The 25110-nt window shown below is 42.7% G+C and carries 30 protein-coding genes and 2 other annotated features (1 of these 32 only partly in view); of the genes, 25 read left to right on the top strand and 5 right to left on the bottom strand.

Annotation, left to right across the window (positions count from 1 at the left end):
- Positions 1-230: a binding site (T-box leader), on the top strand (it extends 38 nt beyond the left edge of the window).
- Between the two features lie 95 nt (positions 231-325).
- The 5 genes from lysS to AC58UW_RS01050 all read left to right on the top strand — a co-directional run bounded on the left by lysS (position 326) and on the right by AC58UW_RS01050 (position 4725).
- Positions 326-1786 (top strand): lysine--tRNA ligase, encoded by a 1461-nt coding sequence (gene lysS / locus AC58UW_RS01070; protein WP_497418874.1) that lies wholly within the window; start codon positions 326-328, stop codon positions 1784-1786.
- 183 nt (positions 1787-1969) lie between these two features.
- Positions 1970-2524 carry a DUF1572 family protein gene (locus AC58UW_RS01065; RefSeq protein ID WP_497418873.1) on the top strand — a complete coding sequence of 185 codons (555 nt, stop codon included), beginning with the start codon at positions 1970-1972 and terminating at the stop codon, positions 2522-2524.
- Positions 2525-2670: 146 nt separating this feature from the next.
- Positions 2671-3762 (top strand): hypothetical protein, encoded by a 1092-nt coding sequence (locus AC58UW_RS01060; RefSeq protein ID WP_497418872.1) that lies wholly within the window; start codon positions 2671-2673, stop codon positions 3760-3762.
- A gap of 159 nt (positions 3763-3921) precedes the next feature.
- Positions 3922-4398 carry a UPF0158 family protein gene (locus AC58UW_RS01055; protein WP_497418871.1) on the top strand — a complete coding sequence of 159 codons (477 nt, stop codon included), beginning with the start codon at positions 3922-3924 and terminating at the stop codon, positions 4396-4398.
- 72 nt (positions 4399-4470) lie between these two features.
- Positions 4471-4725: a DUF5662 family protein gene (locus AC58UW_RS01050; RefSeq protein WP_497418870.1), complete on the top strand. Its 255-nt coding sequence runs from the start codon at positions 4471-4473 to the stop codon at positions 4723-4725.
- Positions 4726-4853: 128 nt separating this feature from the next.
- Here the strand turns inward: AC58UW_RS01050 and AC58UW_RS01045 are convergent, their stop codons facing one another.
- Together AC58UW_RS01045 and AC58UW_RS01040 are read right to left on the bottom strand one after the other, a co-directional pair.
- The gene (locus AC58UW_RS01045; RefSeq protein WP_497418869.1) at positions 4854-5072 is read right to left on the bottom strand and encodes a hypothetical protein; all 219 of its coding nucleotides are present in this window, start codon (positions 5070-5072) and stop codon (positions 4854-4856) included.
- Between the two features lie 24 nt (positions 5073-5096).
- Positions 5097-5609: an acyl-CoA thioesterase gene (locus AC58UW_RS01040; RefSeq protein WP_497418868.1), complete on the bottom strand. Its 513-nt coding sequence runs from the start codon at positions 5607-5609 to the stop codon at positions 5097-5099.
- A gap of 359 nt (positions 5610-5968) precedes the next feature.
- Here AC58UW_RS01040 and AC58UW_RS01035 point away from each other — a divergent pair, with 359 nt between their 5' ends.
- The 20 genes from AC58UW_RS01035 (at position 5969) to AC58UW_RS00940 (ending at position 22542) form a co-directional block, all read left to right on the top strand.
- The gene (locus AC58UW_RS01035) at positions 5969-6469 is read left to right on the top strand and encodes a GNAT family N-acetyltransferase (RefSeq protein WP_497418867.1); all 501 of its coding nucleotides are present in this window, start codon (positions 5969-5971) and stop codon (positions 6467-6469) included.
- A 639-nt stretch (positions 6470-7108) separates the two neighbouring features.
- A complete protein-coding gene (locus AC58UW_RS01030; protein WP_497418866.1) occupies positions 7109-7366 on the top strand; it encodes an NADPH-dependent FMN reductase in 258 nt (85 codons plus the stop codon).
- Between the two features lie 62 nt (positions 7367-7428).
- Positions 7429-8430 (top strand): type I glyceraldehyde-3-phosphate dehydrogenase, encoded by a 1002-nt coding sequence (locus AC58UW_RS01025; RefSeq protein WP_497418865.1) that lies wholly within the window; start codon positions 7429-7431, stop codon positions 8428-8430.
- Positions 8431-8547: 117 nt separating this feature from the next.
- Positions 8548-9132 carry a GNAT family N-acetyltransferase gene (locus AC58UW_RS01020; protein WP_497418864.1) on the top strand — a complete coding sequence of 195 codons (585 nt, stop codon included), beginning with the start codon at positions 8548-8550 and terminating at the stop codon, positions 9130-9132.
- A 273-nt stretch (positions 9133-9405) separates the two neighbouring features.
- Positions 9406-10044 carry an FHA domain-containing protein gene (locus AC58UW_RS01015; RefSeq protein ID WP_497418863.1) on the top strand — a complete coding sequence of 213 codons (639 nt, stop codon included), beginning with the start codon at positions 9406-9408 and terminating at the stop codon, positions 10042-10044.
- Between the two features lie 18 nt (positions 10045-10062).
- Entirely contained in the window at positions 10063-11355 is a 1293-nt protein-coding gene (gene murA / locus AC58UW_RS01010) for a UDP-N-acetylglucosamine 1-carboxyvinyltransferase (RefSeq protein ID WP_497418862.1), read from the top strand.
- 166 nt (positions 11356-11521) lie between these two features.
- On the top strand, positions 11522-11971 hold the full coding sequence (locus AC58UW_RS01005; protein WP_497418861.1) for a GNAT family N-acetyltransferase: 450 nt from the start codon (positions 11522-11524) through the stop codon (positions 11969-11971).
- Between the two features lie 80 nt (positions 11972-12051).
- Positions 12052-12279 (top strand) — a binding site (T-box leader).
- Between the two features lie 66 nt (positions 12280-12345).
- Complete coding sequence (locus tag AC58UW_RS01000; RefSeq protein ID WP_497418860.1) at positions 12346-13152, top strand: class I SAM-dependent methyltransferase; 807 nt, start codon at positions 12346-12348, stop codon at positions 13150-13152.
- Positions 13153-13185: 33 nt separating this feature from the next.
- Positions 13186-13620 carry an HIT family protein gene (locus AC58UW_RS00995; protein ID WP_497418859.1) on the top strand — a complete coding sequence of 145 codons (435 nt, stop codon included), beginning with the start codon at positions 13186-13188 and terminating at the stop codon, positions 13618-13620.
- 14 nt (positions 13621-13634) lie between these two features.
- Positions 13635-14114, top strand: a complete 480-nt coding sequence (locus AC58UW_RS00990; protein WP_497418858.1) for a DinB family protein — start codon at positions 13635-13637, stop codon at positions 14112-14114.
- Between the two features lie 409 nt (positions 14115-14523).
- Complete coding sequence (locus AC58UW_RS00985; protein WP_497418857.1) at positions 14524-14649, top strand: hypothetical protein; 126 nt, start codon at positions 14524-14526, stop codon at positions 14647-14649.
- 194 nt (positions 14650-14843) lie between these two features.
- Positions 14844-15152, top strand: a complete 309-nt coding sequence (locus tag AC58UW_RS00980) for a hypothetical protein (RefSeq protein ID WP_497418856.1) — start codon at positions 14844-14846, stop codon at positions 15150-15152.
- A gap of 103 nt (positions 15153-15255) precedes the next feature.
- Entirely contained in the window at positions 15256-16449 is a 1194-nt protein-coding gene (locus tag AC58UW_RS00975) for a sugar phosphate isomerase/epimerase family protein (RefSeq protein WP_497418855.1), read from the top strand.
- Between the two features lie 233 nt (positions 16450-16682).
- On the top strand, positions 16683-17657 hold the full coding sequence (locus AC58UW_RS00970; protein WP_497418854.1) for an SDR family NAD(P)-dependent oxidoreductase: 975 nt from the start codon (positions 16683-16685) through the stop codon (positions 17655-17657).
- Positions 17658-17815: 158 nt separating this feature from the next.
- Entirely contained in the window at positions 17816-18463 is a 648-nt protein-coding gene (locus AC58UW_RS00965; RefSeq protein ID WP_497418853.1) for a hypothetical protein, read from the top strand.
- Between the two features lie 176 nt (positions 18464-18639).
- Entirely contained in the window at positions 18640-19221 is a 582-nt protein-coding gene (locus AC58UW_RS00960) for a dienelactone hydrolase family protein (RefSeq protein WP_497418852.1), read from the top strand.
- A gap of 171 nt (positions 19222-19392) precedes the next feature.
- Positions 19393-19722, top strand: a complete 330-nt coding sequence (locus AC58UW_RS00955) for an antibiotic biosynthesis monooxygenase family protein (protein ID WP_497418851.1) — start codon at positions 19393-19395, stop codon at positions 19720-19722.
- 654 nt (positions 19723-20376) lie between these two features.
- On the top strand, positions 20377-20616 hold the full coding sequence (locus tag AC58UW_RS00950; RefSeq protein ID WP_497418850.1) for an aldehyde dehydrogenase family protein: 240 nt from the start codon (positions 20377-20379) through the stop codon (positions 20614-20616).
- A gap of 267 nt (positions 20617-20883) precedes the next feature.
- The gene (locus tag AC58UW_RS00945) at positions 20884-21831 is read left to right on the top strand and encodes a hypothetical protein (RefSeq protein ID WP_497418849.1); all 948 of its coding nucleotides are present in this window, start codon (positions 20884-20886) and stop codon (positions 21829-21831) included.
- Between the two features lie 105 nt (positions 21832-21936).
- Positions 21937-22542, top strand: a complete 606-nt coding sequence (locus AC58UW_RS00940) for an S-Ena type endospore appendage (protein ID WP_497418848.1) — start codon at positions 21937-21939, stop codon at positions 22540-22542.
- A gap of 7 nt (positions 22543-22549) precedes the next feature.
- On the opposite strand, the gene AC58UW_RS00935 is transcribed toward AC58UW_RS00940, so the two are convergent.
- From AC58UW_RS00935 to AC58UW_RS00925, 3 genes are all read right to left on the bottom strand, one after another.
- Entirely contained in the window at positions 22550-22897 is a 348-nt protein-coding gene (locus AC58UW_RS00935; protein WP_497418847.1) for a DUF3992 domain-containing protein, read from the bottom strand.
- A 21-nt stretch (positions 22898-22918) separates the two neighbouring features.
- Positions 22919-23296: a DUF3992 domain-containing protein gene (locus tag AC58UW_RS00930; RefSeq protein WP_497418846.1), complete on the bottom strand. Its 378-nt coding sequence runs from the start codon at positions 23294-23296 to the stop codon at positions 22919-22921.
- 175 nt (positions 23297-23471) lie between these two features.
- A complete protein-coding gene (locus AC58UW_RS00925) occupies positions 23472-25106 on the bottom strand; it encodes a type 2 periplasmic-binding domain-containing protein (RefSeq protein ID WP_497418845.1) in 1635 nt (544 codons plus the stop codon).
- Between the last annotated feature and the right edge of the window lie 4 nt (positions 25107-25110).

Raw genomic sequence — 25110 nt, 5'->3', positions numbered from 1 at the left:
TTTGCAGAGAGCTCCTGTTTGGTGTGAAGGAGTAATAATGATCTTAATGAAAAAAGGCTCGGAGCTTCGCACGGATCTGAGATGTAATTCTTAGTGATGCTGCGACGGGATCTCCCGTTACTGAGATAGGGTATAATCAATAAAATATTGCCGTACTCGAAGAGGTTGATATGGTAAACATATCAATAAACTGAGGTGGTACCACGAAGCTAACAACTCTCGTCCTCAAGATGAATAATCTTGGGGGGGGGAGTTTTTTGTTGTTTAGTTATATATGTGCTTTTAAGTCCAAGTTCCGATAACAATATGAATTGGAGTGATAAGAATGAGTAATGAACAAATTCTCCTTAGATTAGAGAATTTAGATAGTTTAAGATCTCAAGGAATTCCTGTATATCCGGAGAAATTTGAAACAAATTATGAACTTTATGAAGCATCCTTGCTTGAAGATGGTACTTCTAGTGTGCGAGTTGCTGCTAGAATAATTGGTATTAGGAACTTCAGTAAATTTATTTTTATTACAATATCGAACATAGAAGGAAGTTTACAGCTACTCTTGAGTAAGGAAGAGGTTGGTGAGAGTACTTTTAATCAATTTCATAAATTAATTGACATCGGGGATTTTATCGGTGTTGAGGGACATATGTATACGACCAAGACAAATGAGAAAACACTGCGAATAGATAGTTATGTATTCCTTGGTAAAGCATTACGTACTTTACCAGAGAAATGGCATGGATTAACTTCCATTGAAACTCGATATAGACAACGATATTTAGATTTAATAATGACAAAAGAAACGCAAACACGTTTATTAGCTAGAACTAAGATGGTAAGTGCCATTAGGAGATTCTTTGAGGATCAAAATTTCCTAGAAGTAGAAACACCAGTCTTACAGCATACTTCCTCGGGTGCAATTGCTAAACCTTTTAGGACATATCATAACTCGTTAGACACTGAATTAAACTTACGCATTGCCCCGGAAACCTATTTAAAAAGATTAATTGTAGGTGGTTTTACCAAAATATATGAATTTGCAAAGTGTTTTAGAAATGAAGGGATCAGTCCGCAGCATCTTCAAGAATTTACAATGGTTGAAGGATATGCTGCATATTGGAACTATGAGGATACAATGAAATTAATGCGTGATATGGTCCTATATATTCTTGATCGAACCTTTAATACAACTACCATTACGATGAATGGTCACATGATTGATTTTTCATTAGAATGGGAGATTATCTCCTTTAGGGATTTAATCTTAAGAGACACAGGGATTGATATCGATCTTTATCCTGATGTTAAAGGTTTATACCAAGAAACCAAGAGGAAAAATATTCACTTAGAACAATCGGATATTGAATCTTTAGGTAGAGGTAATTTCATTGATCTTCTTTACAAGAAAATGTGCCGACCTCAACTGGTAAAACCAACTTTTTTAGTCCAGCACCCTATCGATTTATCCCCATTAGCTAGAGCCAATGATCAAAACCCAACACTTACAGATCGGTTCCAACTAGTGGTGAACGGGGCGGAAATTATTAATGCCTATTCAGAGTTGGTTGATCCATTAGAACAAAGAAAAAGGTTAGAGGTTCAAGCCCTTCTTAAGAGCAATGGAGACTTAGAAGCTATGGAGATGGATGAAGATTATCTAGCAGCTATGGAATATGGGATGCCTCCCATTTCTGGTTGGGGATTTGGCATTGAACGCCTGTTAATGGTGTTAACTGATAGTGCTACTATTAAAGATTGCGTTCTATTTCCGTTGACTAAAAAACTTTAAAATTTACTCTTAATAGATACAGATTCAGGGACTAAACCTTATTCTAACGGATAATGATATTTGAACTAACCACAACATGCTGCCGCGTGCAGCATGTTGTGCTAACGGCCAGATTAGTTAAAGGTAAACACTCTTAATTAAGCGAATTATTATAAAAATGATATGTACACTTTTATCAAATAAATGGCAGAGGGGGGAAATGTCGTGCTAGACCTGACAAAGAACGTACTCGAAGACATGAACAAACAACTTGAACGAATCATTAAGAGCATAAACCAACTCGATAATGATTTGATTTGGAAAAAAATGAAGGATTCCATGAACAGTATTGGTAACCTTTGCTTACATTTAGCAGGAAACGAGTATCAGAACCTCATAAGTGCAATTGGGAACAAACCTTTCATTCGGGAACGCTCTCGAGAATTTAATTCTGATGGTAGTATATCAAAAGATGAATTGAGTAGTCTTCTTTTGAGGACACGGTCCGAATCGACAAGTATATTATCAGTTTTGTCCGAGGAGGATTTAAAAAGGGAAGTCATAATCCGCTATGACTTGGACGATTGGAACAGAATGCTTCGGGTTAACGCTTTAGAAGAGGAAACCTATGAAGTGAGAGTAATCAGCCGACTTCTTGTTCAAGTAGCGGCTCACTACGGATACCATGCAGGGCAAATTGTGCTACTCTCCAAATTATTAAAAGATTCGAATGAACACATAACAGGACAGTATCATTGATTACTCATTCAACTAACGGAGAAACTTTTGTTCAATAAGAAATTAGGACGAGGCTTCCGACTTCAATTGGCAGCCTCGTTGAAGTAACGGGCAATTATGATTAAAAATAAAAATCCCTAAGAGGATAATTGTTTAGAAATATAGAAATGAATACTTATTCTAATCTTTCTCAAAGGGAGAAGATGCGTTTGTACAAGCAAAATTTCCATGATGCTTTAAATGAAGCCTTAGAAGACAGGGAGAACATAATTCTTTCTAATTCCATACTTGGCAAAACAAGCACTGAGCAAATCGTGTTAGAAATAAACAATTTCTGTATACAAAATCTTGGAAGTTCCATATCTTCATGTTTATACATTGGATTTAGCGTGGGAGCTTCATTCGGTCTAAAACTGGAAAATGGAGTAGACCTATTTTTAAAGGTACATAAACCTACATCAGAGAAGACAATAACAGCAATTTCCAAAGAATCTTTAACCGCTATATCAAGAGTACAGAAATCCCTCTCAAAAAGCGGCTTCCCTTGTCCAGACGTTATATTAGAACCTACGGAGTTAGGGAATGGAATTGCAACAGTAGATGTATTCGCAAATCCTGGTGAACTCCAAGATGCCCATAATCCAGTGATTAGAAGAAGTATAGCTTATACACTGGCTGAATTGATTACGAAAACCGAGCCATATAAAAATATGAAGGGGTTAACATATGGCCGATTTTGCCATAGTGAAACACTATATCCTATCCCACATAATGATCTATTCGACTTTAGTGGAACATCAAAAGGTGCTGAATGGATTGATGCAGTAGCTGAAAATGCCAAAAAAACAGTCAATAATATAAACGGTAATATGGTGTTAGGTCATATAGATTGGTCGCTCAAACATTTTCGTTTTGAAAACAAACAGGTGGTCATGATTTATGATTGGGATAGTTTAAAATTAGAAGACGAGCTTAACGTTTTAGGTATTGCTGCGGCTACTTTTACCACCACATGGGACATCCCTGTGAAAATAACACCAAATCAAAAAGAATCATATTACTTCGTAAAGGAATATGAGCATTTTCGCTGTAAAAAGTTTACAAATGAAGAAATGACTAAAATATCTGCAGCGGCTACTTATTGTATGGCATACGTTGCGCGTTGCGAACATGCACTTGACCCAAAAAGCAAAAACTATGAAGGAAGCTTTCGACAAGCATTAGCTTCAATGGTGGGAGATAATTACTTCAATTTATAGAGAAGTTTTCGGTTTTTTATTGTATAGCGAGGAAAGATAGTGCAAGATAAATAGCAAATAAAAGTGTTGTACTGGTCTTACTTGAATGAAACTGCTGCTGATAGGTAGCTTCATTTGTTTTTGGATATGATGTTATTATATCGAAAGGGGCAAAATCAATTGAAGAATAATATGCCAGTAAGTTTGGATGATCTTATTAGTGAAATTGAGGTTCAAATTGATGATACTTTTACTTTTATAAACACAAATACAGGGGAAGTTATTACATTAATGAGAGAAGAAATGAGAGCTGCAGAAGATGAAGAACCACTTGAAATATTTCCTGACTGGCAAAGAGAGAATATCGAGAAAGCTATCAGCATAATTGATGATGAAAACGGGGTTTACGTGGACTTTACATTAAGAAACAACTTCAATGAATATGAAATCATGGAAGAGTTTATTGTAAGTCATAAGGATCAAAAAAATAGAGAAGAACTGTATGACACCATTCAAGGAAGAGGAGCTTTTCGAAGATTTAAAGATAGAATAATAGAACTTGGCGTTGATGAGCAATGGTACAAGTACAAAGAAAGTAAGATAAGGCAATTGGTAATTGAATGGTGTAATGAGCACAACATAGAAATCCAGATTTAAGAACGGAATCTTGTCGTTTCGACTACCGCGGGGATTACGCTCAGAAAAATCACTCTGGAAAACCTGCATGCCATGTTTTCCAAGTTTTCACCGACGGAGTTCTTTCCCTACGCAAAGAAATTTTATTCCAGAAAACCTTTGGGCCTGGATGAGGAGCTGGATTGGAAATATGCTTGGCTTCATCATCAGCGTAAGAATAAGCACCATTGGGAGTATTGGGTTATTAACCCCAATACAAAAGAGGCACTGCCCATGCCAAAGAAGTATGTGATTGAAATGGTATGTGACTGGCGTTCCTTTTCAAGGAAAAATGGGGGGAAAAAGTAAAAGATTCTACGCTAAACCTTACAGATAGCATAGTGGTCCATCCGGAAACGAAAAGAGAGCTTGAACTTATGACATCCAAGCACTAAGTTTCCAAATTGAGGAGAAAGATGCCGTTATTATCGGATAACTCAGGATTTTATAAGCTCTTTTTTCCAAAACTCAATTACAGTATGGTCGGATAATTGCATGGATGCCCATGAGTTTTTACCCTTAAAGCCTAGATCCTCCATGATTTCCACGATGTGATCCACTTTCGAATTATCTACTCTCAGTTCCATGGATAATGCATTTCTTATGATGTAGGAGTATTCATTCATTTCATCAACAGTTGTTTGAAAGTTTGTCATTTTCTTCCTCCTTCTTAGATATGTTCACTCCCACGGATACGTTGTGACCAAATAGTGAGCGAAATTTTTGCTTGCTTCTCTTCTGATTTTACGCATTTCCGCGCGGTGGCTTGCAGTCTCGTATAGTTTTCGTTCCTCTTCGGTTTCTGGCAGGATTCGGGGTACAGGGATTGGATTGTTGCATTCATCAAGTCCGACGAAGGTTAAAAAAGAAGTTGCAGCTATATCCCTTTTTCCAGTGCGCAAATCTTCCGTAATCACTTTGACGAAAACTTCTATGGATGTTTTGCCCGTCCAAGTGACGAAAGATTCCAAGGATACATAATCCGTCGGACGGATCGGTTTCAAAAAGTCGACGGAGTCCGTGGAAGCCGTTACTGCCGTCACCCGACATAGTTTGGAAGCCGTAATGGATGCGATATCGTCGATCAGGGACATGAGCTTTCCGCCGAACATCGTGTTGTGGTTATTGACATCCAGCGGAAACACTCTTGAAGTTTTGAAGCATCTAGTCTCTCTAACGTATTTCTGTTCCAACACTTTTCCTCCCCATCGCATTTTTATTATAGAATGCCCTATGGAGGAATATTTAACATAACAATGAGCCGCTAAAGAACAGGGACTGCTGGAGCTGGCGATTTTTTACGTTCGGTACTGCGGATGCGTATCAGCCTACCGGTGACCACGATATATAGTTGATCAATTTATGTCGGGCAAAAATCCGGGAGACATTCTGGCATTTGTATTTGAGCATAATCGTTTGGATTAAGTAAGTGGTAAGTTCAATGACGGTAACCGGGAAGCTTGGTAAAAAGAAAAGTAAGCATTGAATCTTGTGTTTGCGGATATCGTTAAGTTCATTATCGATTCTTTCAGTAATATACTGAACTGGGGTGATGGAAATGGATAAAAATGGTGAGATCAGGATTCTAGCTCCTATGAGCGAAAACGATTTGGAATGGCTGAAAGAACAGTGGTTACAGTGGGGCGACGAAACCATGATAACCAAAGGTAAGAAGCACCATATCAAGGACTTGGATGCATTCATCGCCTGGGTCGATGATAAACGATTCGGTGCAGCTACATACCGACTTGGTATAGATGATTGCGAGTTAACGAGTATTAATGCGACTGTACAAGACACAGGTATCGGGAGTAAATTACTTTCTACAGTGGAACAGATGGTAAAGCAATCGGGAAGAAATCGCATTTGGCTTATAACCACAAATGATAATGTGGATGCGTTAAGATTTTTTCAACGACGCGGGTATCGAATAACGGCCGTATATCCCGATTCAATTGATGAGGCTAGGAAGCTGCTGAAGCCGACAATCCCCAAAGTGGGTTATTACGATATATCGATTCATGACGAAATTGAACTCGAAAAAATACTATGATTATATGAAGAGCTATAGTTTAGGGGCTTACTTCGCGGCAAGCTCCTCTTTTCGTTATTGAAGAAGAATGCGCTATTGTTCCACACCTATTGACTGGAACAAAATGTAAGCTTGAAGACATAGAAGGAATTGCAACTGTACACGTAAATAGCTGGATGACAAGGAAGATGAAAAAGTATTCGTCGAAGAAGACGAGGAAGGTAAGATCGTTGGGTTCTCCTGCGGGGGGTAAAAATCGTAATGATGAGTATAAACATGAGGGTGAACTTTATGCGATCTACTAATTAAGAGAGTATCAGGGTGTTGTCAGCGGCGGCGTTGTGAATTGAACTGAACTGTACCCTTTTGTCCGATAGATTGTCTGTCATAGCCGATTCCACCTTTCTAAATATATTTGTGGTTCAGGCTTTAGTCTTATAATAAGGCTAATGTTAATTGTTTACATACGGATATTCCGATTCTATCGTTCGGGATCATTGAACCGAGGCAACAGAAGTAGTTATTGACAATTATCTCAAAATTATATATCTTAAATTTAAGATATTATTCCGTAATAACAGCCGTGGTAACCCTAAACTAAAGTTATCCCACGCAAAATATGGAAAGTATTGTATGATTATATCAGGATAAATTCTGGAGGTGGATGATGTCAAAAAGAATAGGATTATAGTAGGAAGTTTGAGAGAAAATTCGTTTAATCAAATGATAGCGAATACGATCCCAGAACTTGTAGATACTGCAGAATATGACTACGTATCGATTGCTAATCTTCCTTTGTATAACGCGGATTTGGATCATGGTGTAGGGCCAGATTCAGTTATGCATTATCGCGAGGCCATTCAAAAGACAGATGGCATCATCATAGTTAGCCCACCAAGCATTTGTGCAATGGATTGACCAAGTACAGTGGCTGAATAAGCAGTAAGAATATAACTAATCTAATTTATATGGAGGCTATTATGGGTAAAATTGCGCTTTTTGGATTTGGACGTATCGGAAGACAGCTCCTTCGGGCGGGATTGTTACAAAATTTGTTTGTCCCATTTTCCATCTCAGATATTAAAGATGAAGCTACACTTGCTGCACTTTTTGAAGTGGATACAAATTACAAACGTTGGCATGAGAAAGTATCGGGTCAGGAAGGCTCAATTGTAATAGGCGACCGGGAGATTCGGTATTTGAATTCGGCCAGTCAAATGCCAAATTGGGGTGAGTTAGGCGTTGACTTGGTCATTGATTGTACCGGACGCGCCGTTACACGACCGATAGCCGAGATGCATTTGGAGCGAGGCGCCAAAAGAGTGCTTGTCAGCGGCCCGAGCAAAACCTTAGAAGACTGCGACGCAGTATTACTTAAAGGAATCAACTTAGAAAGCTTCGATCCGGAAAAGCATAAAATTATTAGCATGGCGAGCTGCACGACCAATGCGCTTGCACCGGTTGTCAAATTAGTTAGAGAAAACTATGGCATTCAATACGGCCTATTCTCTACAGTACACTCGTATACAAACACACAATCGTTAACGGATCAGCCGATGAAGGACCGCCGGGATTCATGGGCAGCTGCCGAGAACATCATTCCTTCGTCCTCAGGTGCAGCCAAAGCTCTGAAATTCATTTGGAGTGACCTGCAAATTACGGGCAAAGCCTACCGGATTCCGACCCGTACCGGAAGCATCGCGGAACTTAATCTGATCACGGAAAAACCATGCACCGTTCAAGAGATTAACGACATGTTTCGAGAAGCTGCAAAAGAAGGCGAGTTAAAAGGCGTTCTTGATGTTTTGGAAGGGGAATGGGCCTCTTCTCGTATTGTGGCGGATCCACATTCTTCGATTATCGACTTGCCTTTAACCCAAGTGCAAGGTGAACTATTATCCGTCGCTACCTGGTATGACAACGAATGGGGTTATGCTTCTCGGTTGGCTGAGGTAGCCGCTTATCTTGCTGCAAAGTCATAAGCTGAACCAAGGCGCACGCTAGTCCTCTACTCCACATTAAAAGGCCGAGAAGATAACTACTTCTTGGTCTTTTTCGCTCCTGATGGAATCCAAATATTCTCTAATGGAGGTTATTGAATGAACTTCAAACCAACCGAACCGATCTTATTTACGATACCTGAGAGCTTTGAAAGTAAACGTCTGCTTATAAGAGCACCATTATGGGGAGATGGCGTGAGGATAAATGAGGCAGTTAAAGAAAGTATTGAAGAATTGCGCCCCTGGCTGCCGTGGGCTGTGAATGTTCCTACAATCGAACAGTCTGAAATAAATATCCGACGAGCTAGGCTTCAATTCTTGGATCGTACCGATCTAAGATTACACCTTTTTCAGAAAGAAACAGGTCAATTAATTGGTAGCAGCGGTCTACATCGAATTAATTGGCAAGCGCGAAAATTTGAAATTGGTTATTGGATACGTACATCTTTTGGCAATCAAGGCTATATGACTGAAGCAGTAGAGGCTATTACAAACTATGCTGTGCATGAGTTACAAGCTAATCGAATTGAAATCCGATGTGATGGACGCAATATTCGAAGTTCACGAATTGCCGAACGCCTGGGATTCACACTAGAAGGAATTCTTAGAAATGATATGTGTGATGTAGATGGATTATTGAGAGATACTATGGTATTTTCTAAAATTCGCGGTGCAGAGTTTTAATTTGATGAAACTTTGTACTAAAGAAGTTAGGTTTCCTTAACCATACAATGAGGGTGCCGAATTCATAAAAAGCCTCTTCCCAATGTTACTGAAATGTGAGTGAGGCGTCAGTGTTTAGCGGTTTTAAAAAGTCTCAGTTTGAGTTACGATAATTATTGAGGTATTTTCCCGCTAGAAGGGGTAAAGCTGCATGAGCAAATGGAGGGGAGAAAGCTGGAAAACTTTGCATGCTTATACATCGTACGAGGCGATCCATTTCGATCGGGCACTTGCGTGAATCTTAGTGAGGATGAAACATTGGTCGGCCGAGTATCCAATCAGTTAACTCCGGATTTGGCCTTTACGAACGCCTTTATTTCCCGGGAGCATTTCGTCATCCGCAAAGAACAAGACATGGCGGTGCTATATGATTTAGGGAGTCGTCACGGAACGGAGATCAACGGCATGTTGCTAACGCCGCACACACCATATACGTTGAAAAATTTTGATATCATTAAGCTTTCTAAGGGGATGACCGTCATCCACTTTTCTTATATGTTTGCCGATCAGACCCTGGAAATTGAACCGCTCAGCATCACCAGGCAACTAGAGATTCCGGAACTGCCACTAACGATTCATTGGGAGAGAAGAGAATGTGTTGTGGAAGGTAAGCGAATCCTAATGTCCGAAAAAGAATATTTGTTGATTCGTGTGCTGCATGAAAATGCCAATCGACTCGTTCCGCTCGAGGAAATAAAATCTAGAGTATGGCCGGAAAGGTCAACGGGAGCAGAAGGCTTCTCAGATGTAACTCTGGACGAACTGAATGCTCTCGTCTACCGGGTGCGAAAAAAATACGGAAAAGCTACCTTCCTGATTAGCGCAGTGCGCGGAAGTGGCTACATGCTCGAAACGGAATTGAAATCGTCATAAGGAAAGTAGGGACACTTCTTGAAGTATATACGAACAGAGTATTCAGGCCCACTTAACGGAACGGTACATATACCGGGAGCGAAGAACAGCTCCCTTGCCTTACTTGCTGCCGCTTGTCTGGCAGATAATATAGTAAATTTAGAGGGAATCCCGCGTATAGACGATGTCCGAATCATTGCGGATATTGGGCGTGATATCGGAATGCAGCTGCATCAGGAGAACGGCAAAGTCATCATTGACCCGCGATGGATTCACAGTTCCGTGATCGACCCAGGTAAAGCTTCGAGCTACCGGGCGTCTTATTATTTTGCAGGCGCTTTACTGTCCAAATTCGGTAAAGTCACGATCGGATTACCTGGCGGTGACAATTTCGTTTCAAGGCCGATTGATCAGCATATCAAGGTTTTTAAAGCGCTCGGAGCGCAGGTACATCTCTTTAATGATTACTATGAGGTCGAGGCTGCCGAGCTGAAAGGGGCGGACATTTATTTCGACACCATCACCTCTGGCGCGACGATTAATGCAATGCTGGCGGCTGTGCTGGCAAAAGGGCGGACACAATTGTACAACGCAGCTGTTGACCCAGAGGTGTCCGATACAGCAAGCTTCCTTAATCAATTAGGTGCACGAATCTACGGGGCGGGAACGGAACATATCCGAATAGAAGGCGTCTCCTATTTGAACGGGGGAACACACACGGTTATTCCAGACAGGCTGATTGCTGGAGCTTTTCTGATGGCGGCTGGGCTCCATGGGGGTCAGGTTACTGTTATGGACGTCATCCCGGAGCATCTTGGCTCATGTTTAGCTAAGATGGAGGAAATAGGAATGCATGTGGAGCGCGGCGAGAGCCATATTACCGCTATTGGTACGAATTCGCTGAAAGCGACGCGTATTCGCACAGGCATGTATCCGAGCTTTGCCACCGATCTGCAACAACCAATGACCGCGCTTCTACTGCAAGCCAAGGGCAAGAGCATAGTTACAGAACGAGTATATCCAAAGCGGTTCGCTCACGTTCCGCAGTTGCGGCGGCTTGGCGCGGAGATAGAATTACGGCAAGAAAGTGCGTTTATCAGCGGAGGACGCCCATTGCAAGGCGGCTGGGTGCACGCTTCTGATGTGCGTGCAGGCACTTGTTTGCTGATGGCCGGTTTAGCGGCAGAAGGCAGCACGTGTATTACAGGTGTTGAGCACATCGAACGCGGCTATGAAGATGTTATTGGCAGCTTCCGATCCCTAGGTGCTAAGCTCTCGATGCGCGAGATAGATGCGCAGGAGCATCTAAGCCTGATCCGTGAATCTCATTGATGTAGGTAAAAGAGAAATGATACATTAGCATAAAACAGCCGAAGTGTTTAATCGATAAAAACATAAACATCGCCCTCGAAAATGGTGATGTTTTTTTATTGATGAATATATAATAGGTAAGAATGTCAGCATCCCCGCTGTTGAACAGAAAAAAGGAGATGATCGAATGGACATTACAATTATCGAATATGACCCTTCCTATGGGTTACAAACGGTTAAGATGTGGAGAGAGAGCAAGGAACAAGCGATTGGGCAAAAGGACATACATTCTGTTGAAGATCATTTATTTTTTCTGAATCATATTTTGATCAAAAATAATAAGATATATCTTGCCATTGAAGCTTTAGGGGAGCAAGTAGTCGGTATACTGGCTTGTAACGAGAATTGGGTTAATCAATTATACGTTCATACGCAATATCTAGGGAAAGGAGTAGGGAGAAAGCTCCTGAACCTCGCCAAACAGCAGTCGGATGGAAGGCTTTTTTTATATACGTTTGAAGTTAACAAGAATGCGCAAAAATTTTATGAGAGAAACGGATTTAGGATTATTGATAGGGGAAATGACAATGAAGAGCAGCTTGAAGATATAAAGTATGAATGGACAAGGCTTATGTGAAGGAAAACATAGTACAGAAATAAGTTTATATTGACAGGGATTATTTGGCAACTGTATACTAAGTCCAATCAAAATACGGACTAAACGCAATGATTGGGAGTATTAAGGAATAACTATTGCTCAGAGAACTGGTCGTTTGGTGCAAGACAGTCAATAAGTTCCCCAACTCGCCCATGAGCGGTAAGATCGAAAATCAATAGATCTTAACGGTTAACCTCCGTAATCGGGTTATTAGATTTCGTTGTTTTTTGATTAACCAACGAATCAAGAAGAGTGGTACCGCGAAGGTCAAACCTATCGCCTCTTTGTAGGCGATAGGTTTTTTCTATTCTTTTACAAGAAAATATAATTATTTATGGGAGGAGTTATGACAGATGAAGAATGTTATAGATTATTATTCTAGCTTTGACGAATGGGGAAGGTTGGAAAGAGAACCGTTGGAATTCACTATTAATTTTCATTATATAAGGAAGTATCTTCCTTCGTGTGGAACCGTGCTGGATAATGGTGCAGGACCAGGTAAATACGCAATTGAACTAGCGAAACTCGGATATAACGTAACCCTATCTGACATGACACCTAAGCTAGTTGAAGTGGCTAAACAGAAGGCATCTGAATTAGGTTTAACAGGACAATTTAACGGATTTCATGTATTAAATGCAATACATCTAGATGGGGTACCTGATGAGTTTTATGATGGTTCTCTGATGTTAGGCCCCTTGTATCATTTGCAAAAAGAGGGTGAGCGAGTTTCAGCAACTAGGGAGTTGTTTCGTGTGACAAAGCGAAATGGCATCGTATTTGTTGCTTTCCAAAGTAGGATGAGAATGGCACTTACTTCATTACAGTTCCCTCAATATTGGAAACCAAATGACAATATGGATACAATAAATGAGTTTTATGAAAATGGGATTTTTAATCATTTCGATAAAGGTCGATTTACAGGAGCTTATTATTTTAACATTGATGAAATAAATCCTTTTATGGAGAAGTTCGGATTTGAAACTATTGATTTAATTGGTTCTTCTAGTATTGGAGGAATGATAAGTAACGAACAGAAACAGTATTGGAGAGAGCAAGGCGAATATGAAAAGTTGATTAAATTTCTCATTAGCACTGCCAAAGACCCATCCGTCTTGGGAGTTTCATCGCATCTGTTATATATAGGTAGAAGAAAATAAAAGATTTTTCCATTTAGAGAGAGTTAACTATACTTGAAAGAGGCGATATGCATGCCTTGCTTCATTTGTGACAAACATGCTGGAAATTCTAACCAACCGCCTGGTGGGTATATTTATGAGGATGAGCACTGGATGGTCTGCCATTTTCCTGCTGAACAATCGGTTCTAGGGCAGTTGGTGATAGAATCGAAACGACATTTCCTTGATTTCTCTGAGATGACAGATAAGGAAGCTAGTTCTTACGGGTATCTGGTTAAAAAAATTTATTCGACTCTTAAAGAGATTATGGATGCGGAACGGATTTATTCACTTGTAACGATTGACGGAGTCCCGCACTTCCATGCACATTTCATTCCCCGAATGGGTCATAGTGAAACGAAAGGTATGAAATTCATTGCACAGGAAAGATCATGTGATGAAAAAGAAATCGCTGAGTTAGTCCAAAAACTATACGGCAAGTTTAACTAAATGGAGGTTCCAATATGATCAACTTGGGGAATAGCACGATTCTTCGGTATAAAGAGTTTACAGAGTGGACAGATACCTTACATGGTGTACATAATAGCATTTGGTTACAACCAATTGCTGAAGGAAAAGCATCCGTAGGCGAAATAATTTCACATCTTAAAAATTGGGATTCTTACCTCATCTCTACGATTATCCCAGCGATTAAAAATGGCGAAGGAATGGTATTTCCGGAGTTCAATTCGTTTAATAAACTAGCTTATGAGTATGCCAGATCGGGCATTTCTAAAGATCGTCTGCTCGATGAATATAAGCAAACTCGTCTTAATCTAGTTGAAATGCTGTTAGCTGATCCTGATATTGTTGCCAAACATGTTACTGCGAATGGAGTAGAATGTTGCCCGCACACAGGCACATCCTATTCTCTCCTTTACATTATTCACGAGTTTAACGATCACGACCATCATCATAAAAATCAAATTTTAGCGGTAATTTAACGAGCAGGAAAATTTATCTACCTCACGAATATAAAATTACAACTAATTTAGCGATGGTCAAATACAGCTAAGGAGGATCATTAGATGTCTACTGAAAATCCCGAATGGCAATTTCATAACCCAAAGCAATCAGTCATAGAGTGGCTGCTTGGCGGGGACCCTGCGATCCGTTGGCAAGTGATGCGTGACCTAACCAAAGAGCCCGATGACCGCGTTGCCGCAGAGCGATCTCGGATTGCATCGGAAGGCTGGGGTGCCCGGGTTCTCGGCCTGCAATCTTCCAAGGGCAACTGGGGCGGTGACGCCGACGCACGGAACTGGCTATGTACGAGCTACACGTTGCTGCTATTGAAGGATCTGGGCTTGGATCCGTCGGGTGAGGAGGCCCGTAGATCGATCGGTCTTGTGCGTGACAACATCACTTGGCCGCAACAAATGGGAGGCCAGCCCTACTTTGACGGGGAGACCGAGCCCTGTGTCAATGGATGGATACTTGGCGCTGGTTCCTACTTTGGAGAGGGAAGTGCTCGGCTAGTCGATCGACTTCTCAGTGAGCAGCTTGAGGACGGAGGATGGAATTGCAACGCTCCTACAAGTCGGCGATCCTCCTTCCATAGTACCATCTGTGTCCTGGAAGGATTACTAGAATACGAGAAGGCTAAGGGTGAAACTGCTGCAGTAACCGAAGCTCGAGCCCGGGCACATGAGTACCTTTTGGAGCGCCGCATGTTGAGATCACTCTCCTCTGGCGAGGTGATCGATCCCAATTGGGCGCGGTTTTCGTTCCCAACGACATGGCATTATGACTTACTGCGTGGTCTGGATTACTTACGCAGCGCTGGTGTTAAACCCGATGAAAGAGTCACCGAGGCGGTCGGTTTGGTTGCGAAGAAACAAGACGAACATGGGAAATGGCTGCTTGAGAACTCACACCCCGATCGAGTTCACTTCGACATGGAAGGTGTGGAAGGCGAGCCGAGTCGTTGGAACACTCTTCGCGCCTTACGGGTGCTGAATTGGTACTCAATACAACACTGATATATCTTAGGTGAAAAATGTTTGAAGGCAGCCATTGGCTGCCTTTTCAGCTAAGTTTAAGAAATGCAAAGAATTGTAAAACCGAATTGAAGGGAGATGCTGTATGATAGATCCTAAGCTTTATTTGGCTGTGGATAATTGTGTCCTTTCAAAGAGATGGACGCGCCCAGCGGAATGGATGAATTTACTCAAATCAATGGGTGTTTATTACATTGAAGCTAGCGCCGATAATGAATGCGATCCTCTTTATATGGGCATGGATTATATGGAAAGATGGGTTCAAGAAGTGAAAACCGTAAGTGAGAACACGGGTGTAAAGGTAGCGAATATGTATTCCGGGCATGGCACATATGCAACGTTAGGATTGGCTCATCATGACATTGCTGTCCGCGAGCGCATTCAAAATAATTGGATTAAACCATTGGCCGATATTGCGGGAGACATCGGGGCCGGAATCGGCTTTTATTGCCATGCCTTCTCCGATTATGTCCTACAGAACCCTGTGGTTTATCGCGAAACGGAAGAAGATTTAACTGCCAGACTCGCAGATATTGCAGCATATTGCCAAGATAGGGGGATTCGCACCCCTGGTGTCGAGCAAATGTACACGCCGCATCAAATACCGTGGACGATCGACGGTTCAAAACGTCTGCTTAAGGAAGTGTTCCGCATATCCCAAGCGCCGTTTTATTTAACATTGGACACCGGCCATCAAAGTGGACAGCGTAAGTTCCTTCGTCCAGATATTCCAATTATGAAGGAAATGGCGAATCGTTTTAGACTAAAAGGGAGTCTCGATTCATTTTGGATAGGCTCAACATCCTCTAATGATTTATTTCAACAAATGATACATGCGCCAGAAGAGCATCAGCTGGGTATGATGGAGCAAATCTTGCAAGAAATAGATCGTTATCCCTATCTATTTGCTGCTGAATCGGATGGTGATACGTATCGTTGGCTTGAAGAGCTTGGCTGTTATTCCCCAATCGTACATTTACAACAAACAACTGGTACATCCTCATCCCATCAGCCTTTTACGGAGGCTTGCAACCGCAACGGCATCATTTTTGGAGAACCTGTGTTACAGGCACTTGCGAAAGCCTATCAAACTCCTGACGAAGAGGGGCTCCCTCCCAAATGCAAGGAAATCTATCTAACGCTCGAGATATTCTCTGGCACTAGCGAGATGAACATCGATATTAGGAAGAAATTGCAGGATTCCATTGATTACTGGAGGCAGTTCATACCTGTAGACGGCATGTCATTGAGTGAAATATTGAAGCATTTGGATCGGTAATAAGCGTTAAGAGAATGTAACAGAATTGAAATCTTACATTCATGTGGCATTAATAAAATAAGCCTATAATAAATCTCGACCCCCCTTTAAAATATAAACCTTAGACCCTCAGCCCGTTGCTGTGGGTCCCTTTTTTTTCAAAAAAAGTGATTGACTAATCAATAACTAAATGATAAGATGATTTCAAGTTAGTGATTGACCAATAACAAATATACGAGATGGAGCTGATAATAATGAATAAAGCAATCGTAATTGGAGCAACGGGCGGAACGGGAGCAGCAATCACAGAAGAACTTGTCAAAAAAGGTGTTGAAACCATTGCATTTGGACGTTCTCGCCAGAAATTAGAGCAGTTCGCTGGGAAACTTGGAAATCCGAACAATTTGACTCTTTCCGTAGGAGACGCCATGCGCCCTGATGACATAGTGGCTCAAGCAGGTGGAGCTGACGTATTGTTCCATTGCGCGAACGTACCTTATCACGAAATGATAACCAAACTCATTCCATTAGGCGAATCAGTGATGGAGGCCGCGGAACGGCTCGCGATTAAAGTCGTAGCGATCGACGGGATCTATCCTTATGGGAGAAGACAGATGGAGCTTGTAACAGAAGAACATCCCAAGCAGCCTCATACAATAAAAGGAAAAGTTCGACTGGACTACGAACGGATGCTGTTTAGCAAACGGTGGAGCAAGGCACAAGTCATGATCGTTCGGTTGCCAGATTATTATGGGCCTACTGCTAATGAAGCTTCCTATTTAGGCTCAACCCTGGAAGCGATCGCTGCTGGCAAAATGGCCTTCTACATCGGCAACATGCAGGTCCCCCGCGAATTCGTCTACTTACCGGACGCAGCTGCGATGGTTGCTGAACTGGCAGGCAAAGATTTCACTTATGGACAGAATTGGAATATCCCAGGTGGTGGCGTTATTTCAGGGCGAGAGATCGTGCGGATTGCCCAATCAGCAAGTGGCTTTGTTAAACCGGTCATCCCTTTGAAAAAATTAGGGTTATCGTTGATTGGCATAGGGGTCCCTGTGATGAAAGAAATCGTCGAGATGCTTTATTTAACCGAGGAGCCGCTGGAGTTAAGCGGGGAAAAATACAAACGGTTCATCGGACCGGTCAAAGCGACGCCGTTCAAGGAAGGTATAACTGCGACTGTTATGGCATTGCAGGAGAGTAAGGCTTCACACGCACAAAAGTAATTGATCAATCAATATTGAAGGGGGGGTTAATGTCAAGCCGACTGCCGATAAGTGAACAAAAACGGAGCCAAGCGCATTTGCTTGCTCCGTTTCCCTTTTTTCACAAGCCTTTACTTGGCAAATAGTGGATTGCTTTAATAATACGAACGGTTCTCGTTTTGGATACGACGAAAATCTGGATGGTTGATCCTTATGGAAATGGCTATGTTATACCCAATCCCAAAGGGACTGTTATAACTAGAGGCGTGCAAAACTCAAAAAACTCAGTAGGGAGCGCAAGCACTTCGGGCAATTATACAACAGCCTATATCAATCATGGCGCAGCGCCTCAAGCAGCGGGATATGAATATGCGATTAAGTTAGGCGCAGGCGCTACGGGCACCTCCATTTTCGTTTCCAAAGTGAGATATACGGTCATGCAGAAGGACAGGAAGTCACATATCGTAAGGAATGACGATCCAGCTTTGCGTATTACAGGCTATGCTATCTTCGATAGCATTTCTGACATAAATAAGGGACTGTTGAAGCGGGTTAGTAACCCCATGTTGCTAATGATACAGAGTGTCGACAGCAATAACCTGAACTTGAGTATGTCAGATCCGGATCTAAGGATGAAGACGGTGCAGGAAGACACTTCTGCACCGAGTGTGATGAAACAGGATACTGTGACCTTGAAAGGCCTATGGGCCTTGAAGCAATCCAGCCCGTTTGCTAGAGTAATACATACAGCAGATTCCACGACAACCATTCAATTTAATTGTGTGGATGGGAAATCAATCGATATAAGCCTTGTCCAAGCTGACTAATCTTTTATCCTACTATTCAAATGGGTTCGAGAATCTCGCAAGAGAAGATCGAGCCTTTTTATTATTTTCTCGAAAATGTCAAAGGATTTCCAACAGGCTGAAAAGAAGTATAAAAGTAACCTGTTTTTGAAGTGTGTGGATGACTGTAAATAGATATTGCGAGGAGGAGAAGAAAGATGGCCGAGATTCTTATATTTCATCATGCGCTGGGTCTGACCAAGGGTATTCACATCTTTGCTGAGGAGCTTAGAAATGAGGGGCACACGGTACATATTCCTGACCTTTTCGAAGGTCGCTTGTTTACCACAATCAAGGACGGCATGGGTTATGTCAAGGAGATTGGGTTCGAAGAGATTATGGAGCGCGGCGAACGTGTGGCAAGGGAGCTTCCAAAAGACATTGTTTATGCGGGGTTCTCGCTAGGTGTACTCTCTGCCCAGAAGCTCGCCCAGACTCGGGATGGCGCTATTGGCGCGTTGCTCTTCTACTCCTGCGTTCCAACCTCGATGTTTGAGTCTCCCTGGCCAGTGGATCTGCCAGCACAGATTCACGGTATGGACGCTGATCCGTACTTCGTTGACGACGGCGACATTGAAGCGGCTCGTGAGCTCGCGGCTTCGGCCAAGCATGTCGACCTCTTTCTGTATCCAGGCGATCAACACTACTTCGCTGATAGCAGTTTATCATCCTATGACGCTGATGCTTCTGCGTTGCTGTTGCAACGTGTGCTCGAATTCCTCCGTCAGTTGAGTGTTTGATAGAGAACGAAATAGAGGGTTATCTAACAAACAAAAACTCGACTGCCTGCTTGTTCCGGGCTAATCGGGCTTTTTGTTATTGTTTAGTTTTTTGGATCAGACTCTTGCATGAATAAGATGATGTCACAAAGCGAAAGATACGCGAGAATAAATATAGGAGGAGCTATATTAATGACACTGATATCAACGAATAATAACGTTCTTACATTTATTAATGTGTTCACAGTGGAACCCGAAAATCAAGAACATCTAATCGATTTACTCACTAGTGCAACAGATGTCTCCGTTCGATACGCGACAGGATTTATTTCTTGCAGCCTCCACCGAGGGACAGAAGGAACTAAAGTTACGATGTATGCACAGTGGAGGAGTATGGAAGATTACCAAGCGATGAGAAATGACCCGAAACCTCTTCCATATCTTCAGGAAGCTATGAAGATAGCTACGTTTGAACCGGGCAGCTATGAAGTCGTCAAAACTTTCGAACCCTCCACGGAATAAGGGCCTGCCTACTTGACTTCTGCCTTTGGATATAATCAGTTACCTTCTCCAAAAATATTTAAGCGAGCAAACGTAGGGTCTGGAACGATGAAGCGAGCTTGTATGAGCGGCTCAGGTGTCTTCAGTTAAATAGACTGCAGTTCGGTATTCATTGTCCGAAGGAGTTCATGTTTATCGACAGCTTTTCCTATTCACCGTATATCTCACCTGAGTTGCGGTCGATGGACGATGCCCAGAATTCCCGAGATGTCATTATTTCTTTGATTGTCGAGGGCCAGAAGCAGGGCATCAAAGAAATGGATTCTCATTTGTGTCACCAGCTCATCCACGGGATGATAGCTTCTATTTTGAAAGGATATTAGGTACGGGAATATCCGATGAACGAGCTCCAGATTCAACAAATTATGGAGGCCTCGTGGAAAGCAATACTTGTCTGAAAAACAGTCTTTGGGACTTTGGGTCTCGCAGCCTGTTTTTTTGTTTTTTATAATAGAATGAAAATTCCGAAATGCATTGACTTTCAATGGCTGAGGGAACAATCGCAAACGCAGTCGACCAAGGCAAGTTAGCGGAAACGAAATTTCTTTATTATCGCTGGCAGTTATTACGACTTTCGGGTCGATGATGGCCGCGCCGGCAGTTAAACCACTGGCGATGGCCAATAACACGGACTACGGTCTGGGTGCATATATCAGCACTGCGAACCTGGAGAAAGCTGGCGAGTTGGCGTCCCGTATCCAAGCCGGCGTGGTGCTTATTAACGGGGCAGGTTTTGAAATGAAGGCTCCTATCGGCGGTTTCAAGCATTCCGGTATCGGTCGTGAATACGGCATTTACGGTCTGGAAGATTGCCTGGAAACCAAAACGATTACTGGTTACGATCTACCGATGTAATATATTCGTAGTTTCTACATTAATATAGGGTTCTAGGTTTTGTCTCCTGACAAGAATTTGGTCCTTTTTTGTTATGGATTAAGACTAACGTACAAGCATTAGCTAGGGGAAATGCATTTACTAGTAATAGAGTTGTTATGTGTAATGTAAAATGCAATTGGAATAAAGAAAGGGGCTGCTAGAATGTCATATAGCTGCTCAAAATGTAACAAAGTATTCTTAGAATCTTCCTATTCTAGTTGTTCAAGTTGCTCAAGTTATGGCTCATTGAGCTGCGATGGGATTTCGAAGAAGAGAGGTGCGACTGGTCCGACGGGAGCGACGGGAGCCGCGGGGCCGACGGGAGCAACGGGAGCCACAGGAGCGACGGGGGCCACGGGGGCAACGGGAGCCACGGGAGCCGCGGGGCCGACGGGAGCAACGGGAGCGACGGGAGCAACGGGAGCGACGGGAGCAACGGGGGCAACGGGAGCCACGGGAGCCGCGGGGCCGACGGGAGCAACGGGAGCGACGGGAGCAACGGGAGCGACGGGGGCGACGGGGGCCACAGGAGCCGCGGGGCCGACGGGAGCAACGGGAGCGACGGGAGCGACGGGAGCAACGGGAGCGACGGGGGCGACGGGAGCAACGGGAGCGACGGGAGCGACGGGGGCCACAGGAGCGACGGGAGCGACGGGGGCCACAGGAGCCGCGGGGCCGACGGGAGCAACGGGAGCCACAGGACCAAACTTCGCAGCAGTTGGGTTTTCGGCTTTCTTGTCCACAGTTTCTGTTTCTGCGAGCTCACAGCTTACGAATTGGTCGACGGCGAATCCTTATTATGGCCATGCCAATTTTAATGCAGTTACTGGAAATTTTACAATCCCGGTTACAGGTAGATATACAATTCTGGCCACCATCAATTACACGACGACAGCTGCTGTCTCTGTAAGCCTTGGCGCAGGGATCAATCCTTTTTTTGTCGTGCAACGAACATCGCCAACGGTAACGAATTTGGTGAGCGGGCTATTACCTATTTTAAATGTGAACGTGGCCCTAGTTTTAAGCTTAAGGGCTGTTTTGGGAAATGGAAATATCACATTGGCGGGGGAGGTATCACTTTCTGCAGGAGATGTTATTGGACTTTTTTATAATGCCGACGCTTTGACTATCAATTTAAACATTGGAAATGGTGGTTCGAATGGTGTTGTTTGGTCCGTACATGAGATAACTTGAATTTCTGAAAAAAAATTTCTTTTTTAATGAATGACCATGTGCGGAGTTGATACATTTAATATCAAGTGTGCATTTGCAATATGGCTTTTGAAGGGAGGGGGGGAAATGCTGAAAAAGAGAAAAGGCTGCAAGAAGAAAATCATGTTATCTTTGAAGATCACGCTCAAGCTAAAGCCCACATGCCGTTCGAAAAACAAACAAAAAATAACCTATAAACTTCGCACACCATGTCGTAAAAAGAAAGCACCCAAAAGGAGACTTTCGCTCGTTTTTCGCTGCCCTACAAAAGCTTGCAAATTCCAAAAATCAATTCCATGGGCGTATCCAATCCGAATACCTTGTACAGATCCGCCGGTTAAAACTGCCTCCAAGTTGGTTGTTGATAAAGAGTGCTGCGGAAATATTTTATTTCAAGGACAGCAGCCTGGATTCTATATATGGGAATCGGATGTTGACTCCAATATCACGATAGCCCAAATAAGTATCTTTTCGAATTCAAGCAGTACTGAAGCATTAGAGGTGAAAGTTGATGGTACAGAAAGTAAAATACTGACTGTACCACCAGGCAGTACGATCAATTTTATAGGGCAGGGGACGAAATCCATTTATATTTCCGTGCAAGCTACAGAGATGACGTATGTGGAAGGGAAATATGTCATTTCAACAACTCTGCAGGTACCATCGGAGTCCGATTGCCGTAACGAGGAATAACTCGGTTTTAAAGGCTATAACGTACGGTTATACAAAATTCGCCTTGTGCAGTCCCATCTGTTGCGAAAAAAATGCTATCAAATCGTCCTACAGTGAAAGTTGCACTTCCTCCAAAGGGAATGATAAGTGTTTGAATGGGAGCGACGACTCCTGTTCTAAAAAAGTTAACAGTCAGCACGGTAGTCGTAGTGCCCGCTTCAAATTTCACATACCCTGTTCCATTAATGATGCTGGAGATGTTATCCGAATAAATGATTTGTGTATCTGCGGCAGTAAATAGCCAATTCGTGCATACTTTATCTTGCACAAATACTTTATCCGTACAACAACTAAGTGCTGTATCACACATATCCATGTGTCCCTCCTTTTGTACCTCTTATTGGACTGGATAACGAGTTGTTATGCAAAACTCTCCTTGATAAATCCCAGCGGTTGCTCCAGGCAGAGTTAACCGGATAGATCCGAATCTTCGATAAGTAAAAGATAGACTCGATCCAGGGGAAATTGTAATTGGAGAAATCATGGCAACTCCTGCACTATTCAGCAAATCAAACGTGATATCAGCAGGTCCAACGTCATATTGCAAATAGCCCGTTCCGACAATATTTTGATTGATGTTATTTGTAAATACGGTAAGTAAAACAACAGCGGCTACGACAGTGCCACTCCATGGTGTACATACTTTATCCTGAACAAAGGTTTTATCCGAACAGCAAGTTAAAGCAGTTGCAGATGCATTGGTATTGCAGCCCATAGCAAAATACCTCCCATATTTATTTTCACAACTAGTTAATGCAGACAATTACCTGCTTGCTTGGACAAATGACTCATATTGTTAAAATAAGGGAGAAAGGCTAGACCAAAAAAATAAAATCCCACGCTATCGATGGGATTTTATTTATGGGTTGTGTAGATTATGTGGTTATCTGCTAGTGGGTACCACCGGAATATCTATCGTAGGCAGCTTTATAGATGGACATATATTGGGCTACGCCCATTTTATCTACATTCGCAACATATTTGTCCCAGTCATCGAAGGAAGCTGTGCCGTTAATAAGATTAGCCTCCGTCTCGGTGATGAATTTCTGTATATCAGCGCCTTTGGAGCTCATGAATGCTGTTTCCTCTTCCGTAAAGTTAAAGCTGTACCACATTTCTTTAATGAGGTTTTTGGATGCTTTTTTACCCGCCTCGACGGATTCCGGCAGACTTTCAGAGCCTTTGAAATATTTCTCTTGGACATATCCCGGATAACTGCCACCTGGCCATGTCGTGAATTTGGCTACCGCTTGATCTAGGGTCAGTCCGTTTGGATTATTTTTCACTTCGTCTGTAAACTCAAGCTTGCCGTCTGATTTTTGGATATAGGTGGCATCTTTTTGTCCCATAAAGTAGAAAGTAGCTCCTTCATCGCCATAGAAGTAATCCATCCAGCGGAGCGTAGCCTCCGGATTTTTGTTTTTATCTGTCATGACGAAGGCACCCGGCCATGCGATAGGGTTTTTCACAGATACATATAGCTGATCCCCATGAGGGCCTTTAAGCGCACCAAGTCCTACATACCCCTTCTGATTCATTACCGCTTGTGGATGAGGGACGAATGCCGATCCTAACAGACTTTTCTCGCCTTTCGCATAAAGCGCCGTATCCTTCAACGTGAAGATTTCTTTATCAATTAGACCCTCAGTATAAAGCTTGTTCATATACTGCAGCACTTCTTTGTATTTTGGATCGGTTCGGTAGAACCTTAGATTGTTGGAAGCCGGATCTACGTCCACGTAAGGGTGGGCGACTGCACCACGGTTTCCGAAGCCCCATCCACCGCCGATGTAGCGTTGTATCGTTTGTATACCGAACATTCCGCTTAACGGCACCTCATCCTTTTGACCATTACCATTCATATCCGAATCTTTGACAGCTTTCAAATAGGTATAAAATTCCTCTGTCGTTTCAGGTTCTTTCATATTAAGCTTGTCCAACCAGTTCTTGTTAATCCATAGCGGCGTGCCGATAAGCATAGGCAGAAATTCAGGACTATAGAAGGATGGAAGGGAATAGATACCGCCGTCCGGCATGGTCAATCCCTTTTTCAAATCAGGATACTTGTCCAATAGCTTCTTAAAGTTAGGGGCATTCTTCTCGATTAGATCATTCAGCTTAAGGAAGACGCCTTGGCTGCCGTACTTCATCAGGTCTGAGACAGGCACCCTTGCGGAATAGAAGGCATCGGGGTAATCCCCGCTTGCCAGCGCCAGGTTTCGTTTCTCTGTAAGACTTTCAAAAGGAATCAACTGAAACTCAGCGTCAATGTTAGACATCTTGGCATACTCTTTCCAAACGGTTGTATCCTCAAATTTATTGCCATTCTGCGGGGATTTGCCCGTAAACAATTTGAGATGAAGCTTCTCATTCACAATCGGAAAACCAGTGGCATTCAGATTCTGTGCTGCTTTTTCATCCGTTTTGGCGATATTTCCTTTATTCTCAGAGTCTCCGCAGCCGCTTAAAACGCCTAAAGTAAGTATGGCGGATAGGGCTAAGGCTGTCGTTTTGGTTGCTTTCATAATG

The organism is Paenibacillus sp. J22R160 (assembly GCF_059692135.1).
Note: the sequence above shows the minus strand (reverse complement) of the source record. Positions and strands in the feature narration are given on the sequence as shown.

What these genes read in the sequence shown, in the direction of transcription:
- AC58UW_RS00955 (WP_497418851.1), top strand. Translation starts at nt 19,393, where the DNA reads ATGACACTGATATCAACGAATAATAACGTTCTTACATTTATTAATGTG.
- AC58UW_RS01020 (WP_497418864.1), top strand. Translation starts at nt 8,548, where the DNA reads ATGAACTTCAAACCAACCGAACCGATCTTATTTACGATACCTGAGAGC.
- AC58UW_RS00975 (WP_497418855.1), top strand. Translation starts at nt 15,256, where the DNA reads ATGATAGATCCTAAGCTTTATTTGGCTGTGGATAATTGTGTCCTTTCA.
- AC58UW_RS00930 (WP_497418846.1), bottom strand. Translation starts at nt 23,296, where the DNA reads ATGGGCTGCAATACCAATGCATCTGCAACTGCTTTAACTTGCTGTTCG.
- AC58UW_RS01060 (WP_497418872.1), top strand. Translation starts at nt 2,671, where the DNA reads ATGAATACTTATTCTAATCTTTCTCAAAGGGAGAAGATGCGTTTGTAC.
- AC58UW_RS00940 (WP_497418848.1), top strand. Translation starts at nt 21,937, where the DNA reads ATGCTGAAAAAGAGAAAAGGCTGCAAGAAGAAAATCATGTTATCTTTG.
- AC58UW_RS01025 (WP_497418865.1), top strand. Translation starts at nt 7,429, where the DNA reads ATGGGTAAAATTGCGCTTTTTGGATTTGGACGTATCGGAAGACAGCTC.
- AC58UW_RS00960 (WP_497418852.1), top strand. Translation starts at nt 18,640, where the DNA reads ATGGCCGAGATTCTTATATTTCATCATGCGCTGGGTCTGACCAAGGGT.
- AC58UW_RS01005 (WP_497418861.1), top strand. Translation starts at nt 11,522, where the DNA reads ATGGACATTACAATTATCGAATATGACCCTTCCTATGGGTTACAAACG.
- AC58UW_RS01065 (WP_497418873.1), top strand. Translation starts at nt 1,970, where the DNA reads ATGGCAGAGGGGGGAAATGTCGTGCTAGACCTGACAAAGAACGTACTC.
- lysS (WP_497418874.1), top strand. Translation starts at nt 326, where the DNA reads ATGAGTAATGAACAAATTCTCCTTAGATTAGAGAATTTAGATAGTTTA.
- AC58UW_RS01050 (WP_497418870.1), top strand. Translation starts at nt 4,471, where the DNA reads ATGTTTTCCAAGTTTTCACCGACGGAGTTCTTTCCCTACGCAAAGAAA.
- AC58UW_RS00935 (WP_497418847.1), bottom strand. Translation starts at nt 22,897, where the DNA reads ATGGATATGTGTGATACAGCACTTAGTTGTTGTACGGATAAAGTATTT.
- AC58UW_RS00970 (WP_497418854.1), top strand. Translation starts at nt 16,683, where the DNA reads ATGAATAAAGCAATCGTAATTGGAGCAACGGGCGGAACGGGAGCAGCA.
- AC58UW_RS00950 (WP_497418850.1), top strand. Translation starts at nt 20,377, where the DNA reads ATGGCCAATAACACGGACTACGGTCTGGGTGCATATATCAGCACTGCG.
- AC58UW_RS00990 (WP_497418858.1), top strand. Translation starts at nt 13,635, where the DNA reads ATGATCAACTTGGGGAATAGCACGATTCTTCGGTATAAAGAGTTTACA.
- AC58UW_RS01035 (WP_497418867.1), top strand. Translation starts at nt 5,969, where the DNA reads ATGGAAATGGATAAAAATGGTGAGATCAGGATTCTAGCTCCTATGAGC.
- AC58UW_RS01000 (WP_497418860.1), top strand. Translation starts at nt 12,346, where the DNA reads ATGAAGAATGTTATAGATTATTATTCTAGCTTTGACGAATGGGGAAGG.
- AC58UW_RS00925 (WP_497418845.1), bottom strand. Translation starts at nt 25,106, where the DNA reads ATGAAAGCAACCAAAACGACAGCCTTAGCCCTATCCGCCATACTTACT.
- AC58UW_RS01045 (WP_497418869.1), bottom strand. Translation starts at nt 5,072, where the DNA reads ATGACAAACTTTCAAACAACTGTTGATGAAATGAATGAATACTCCTAC.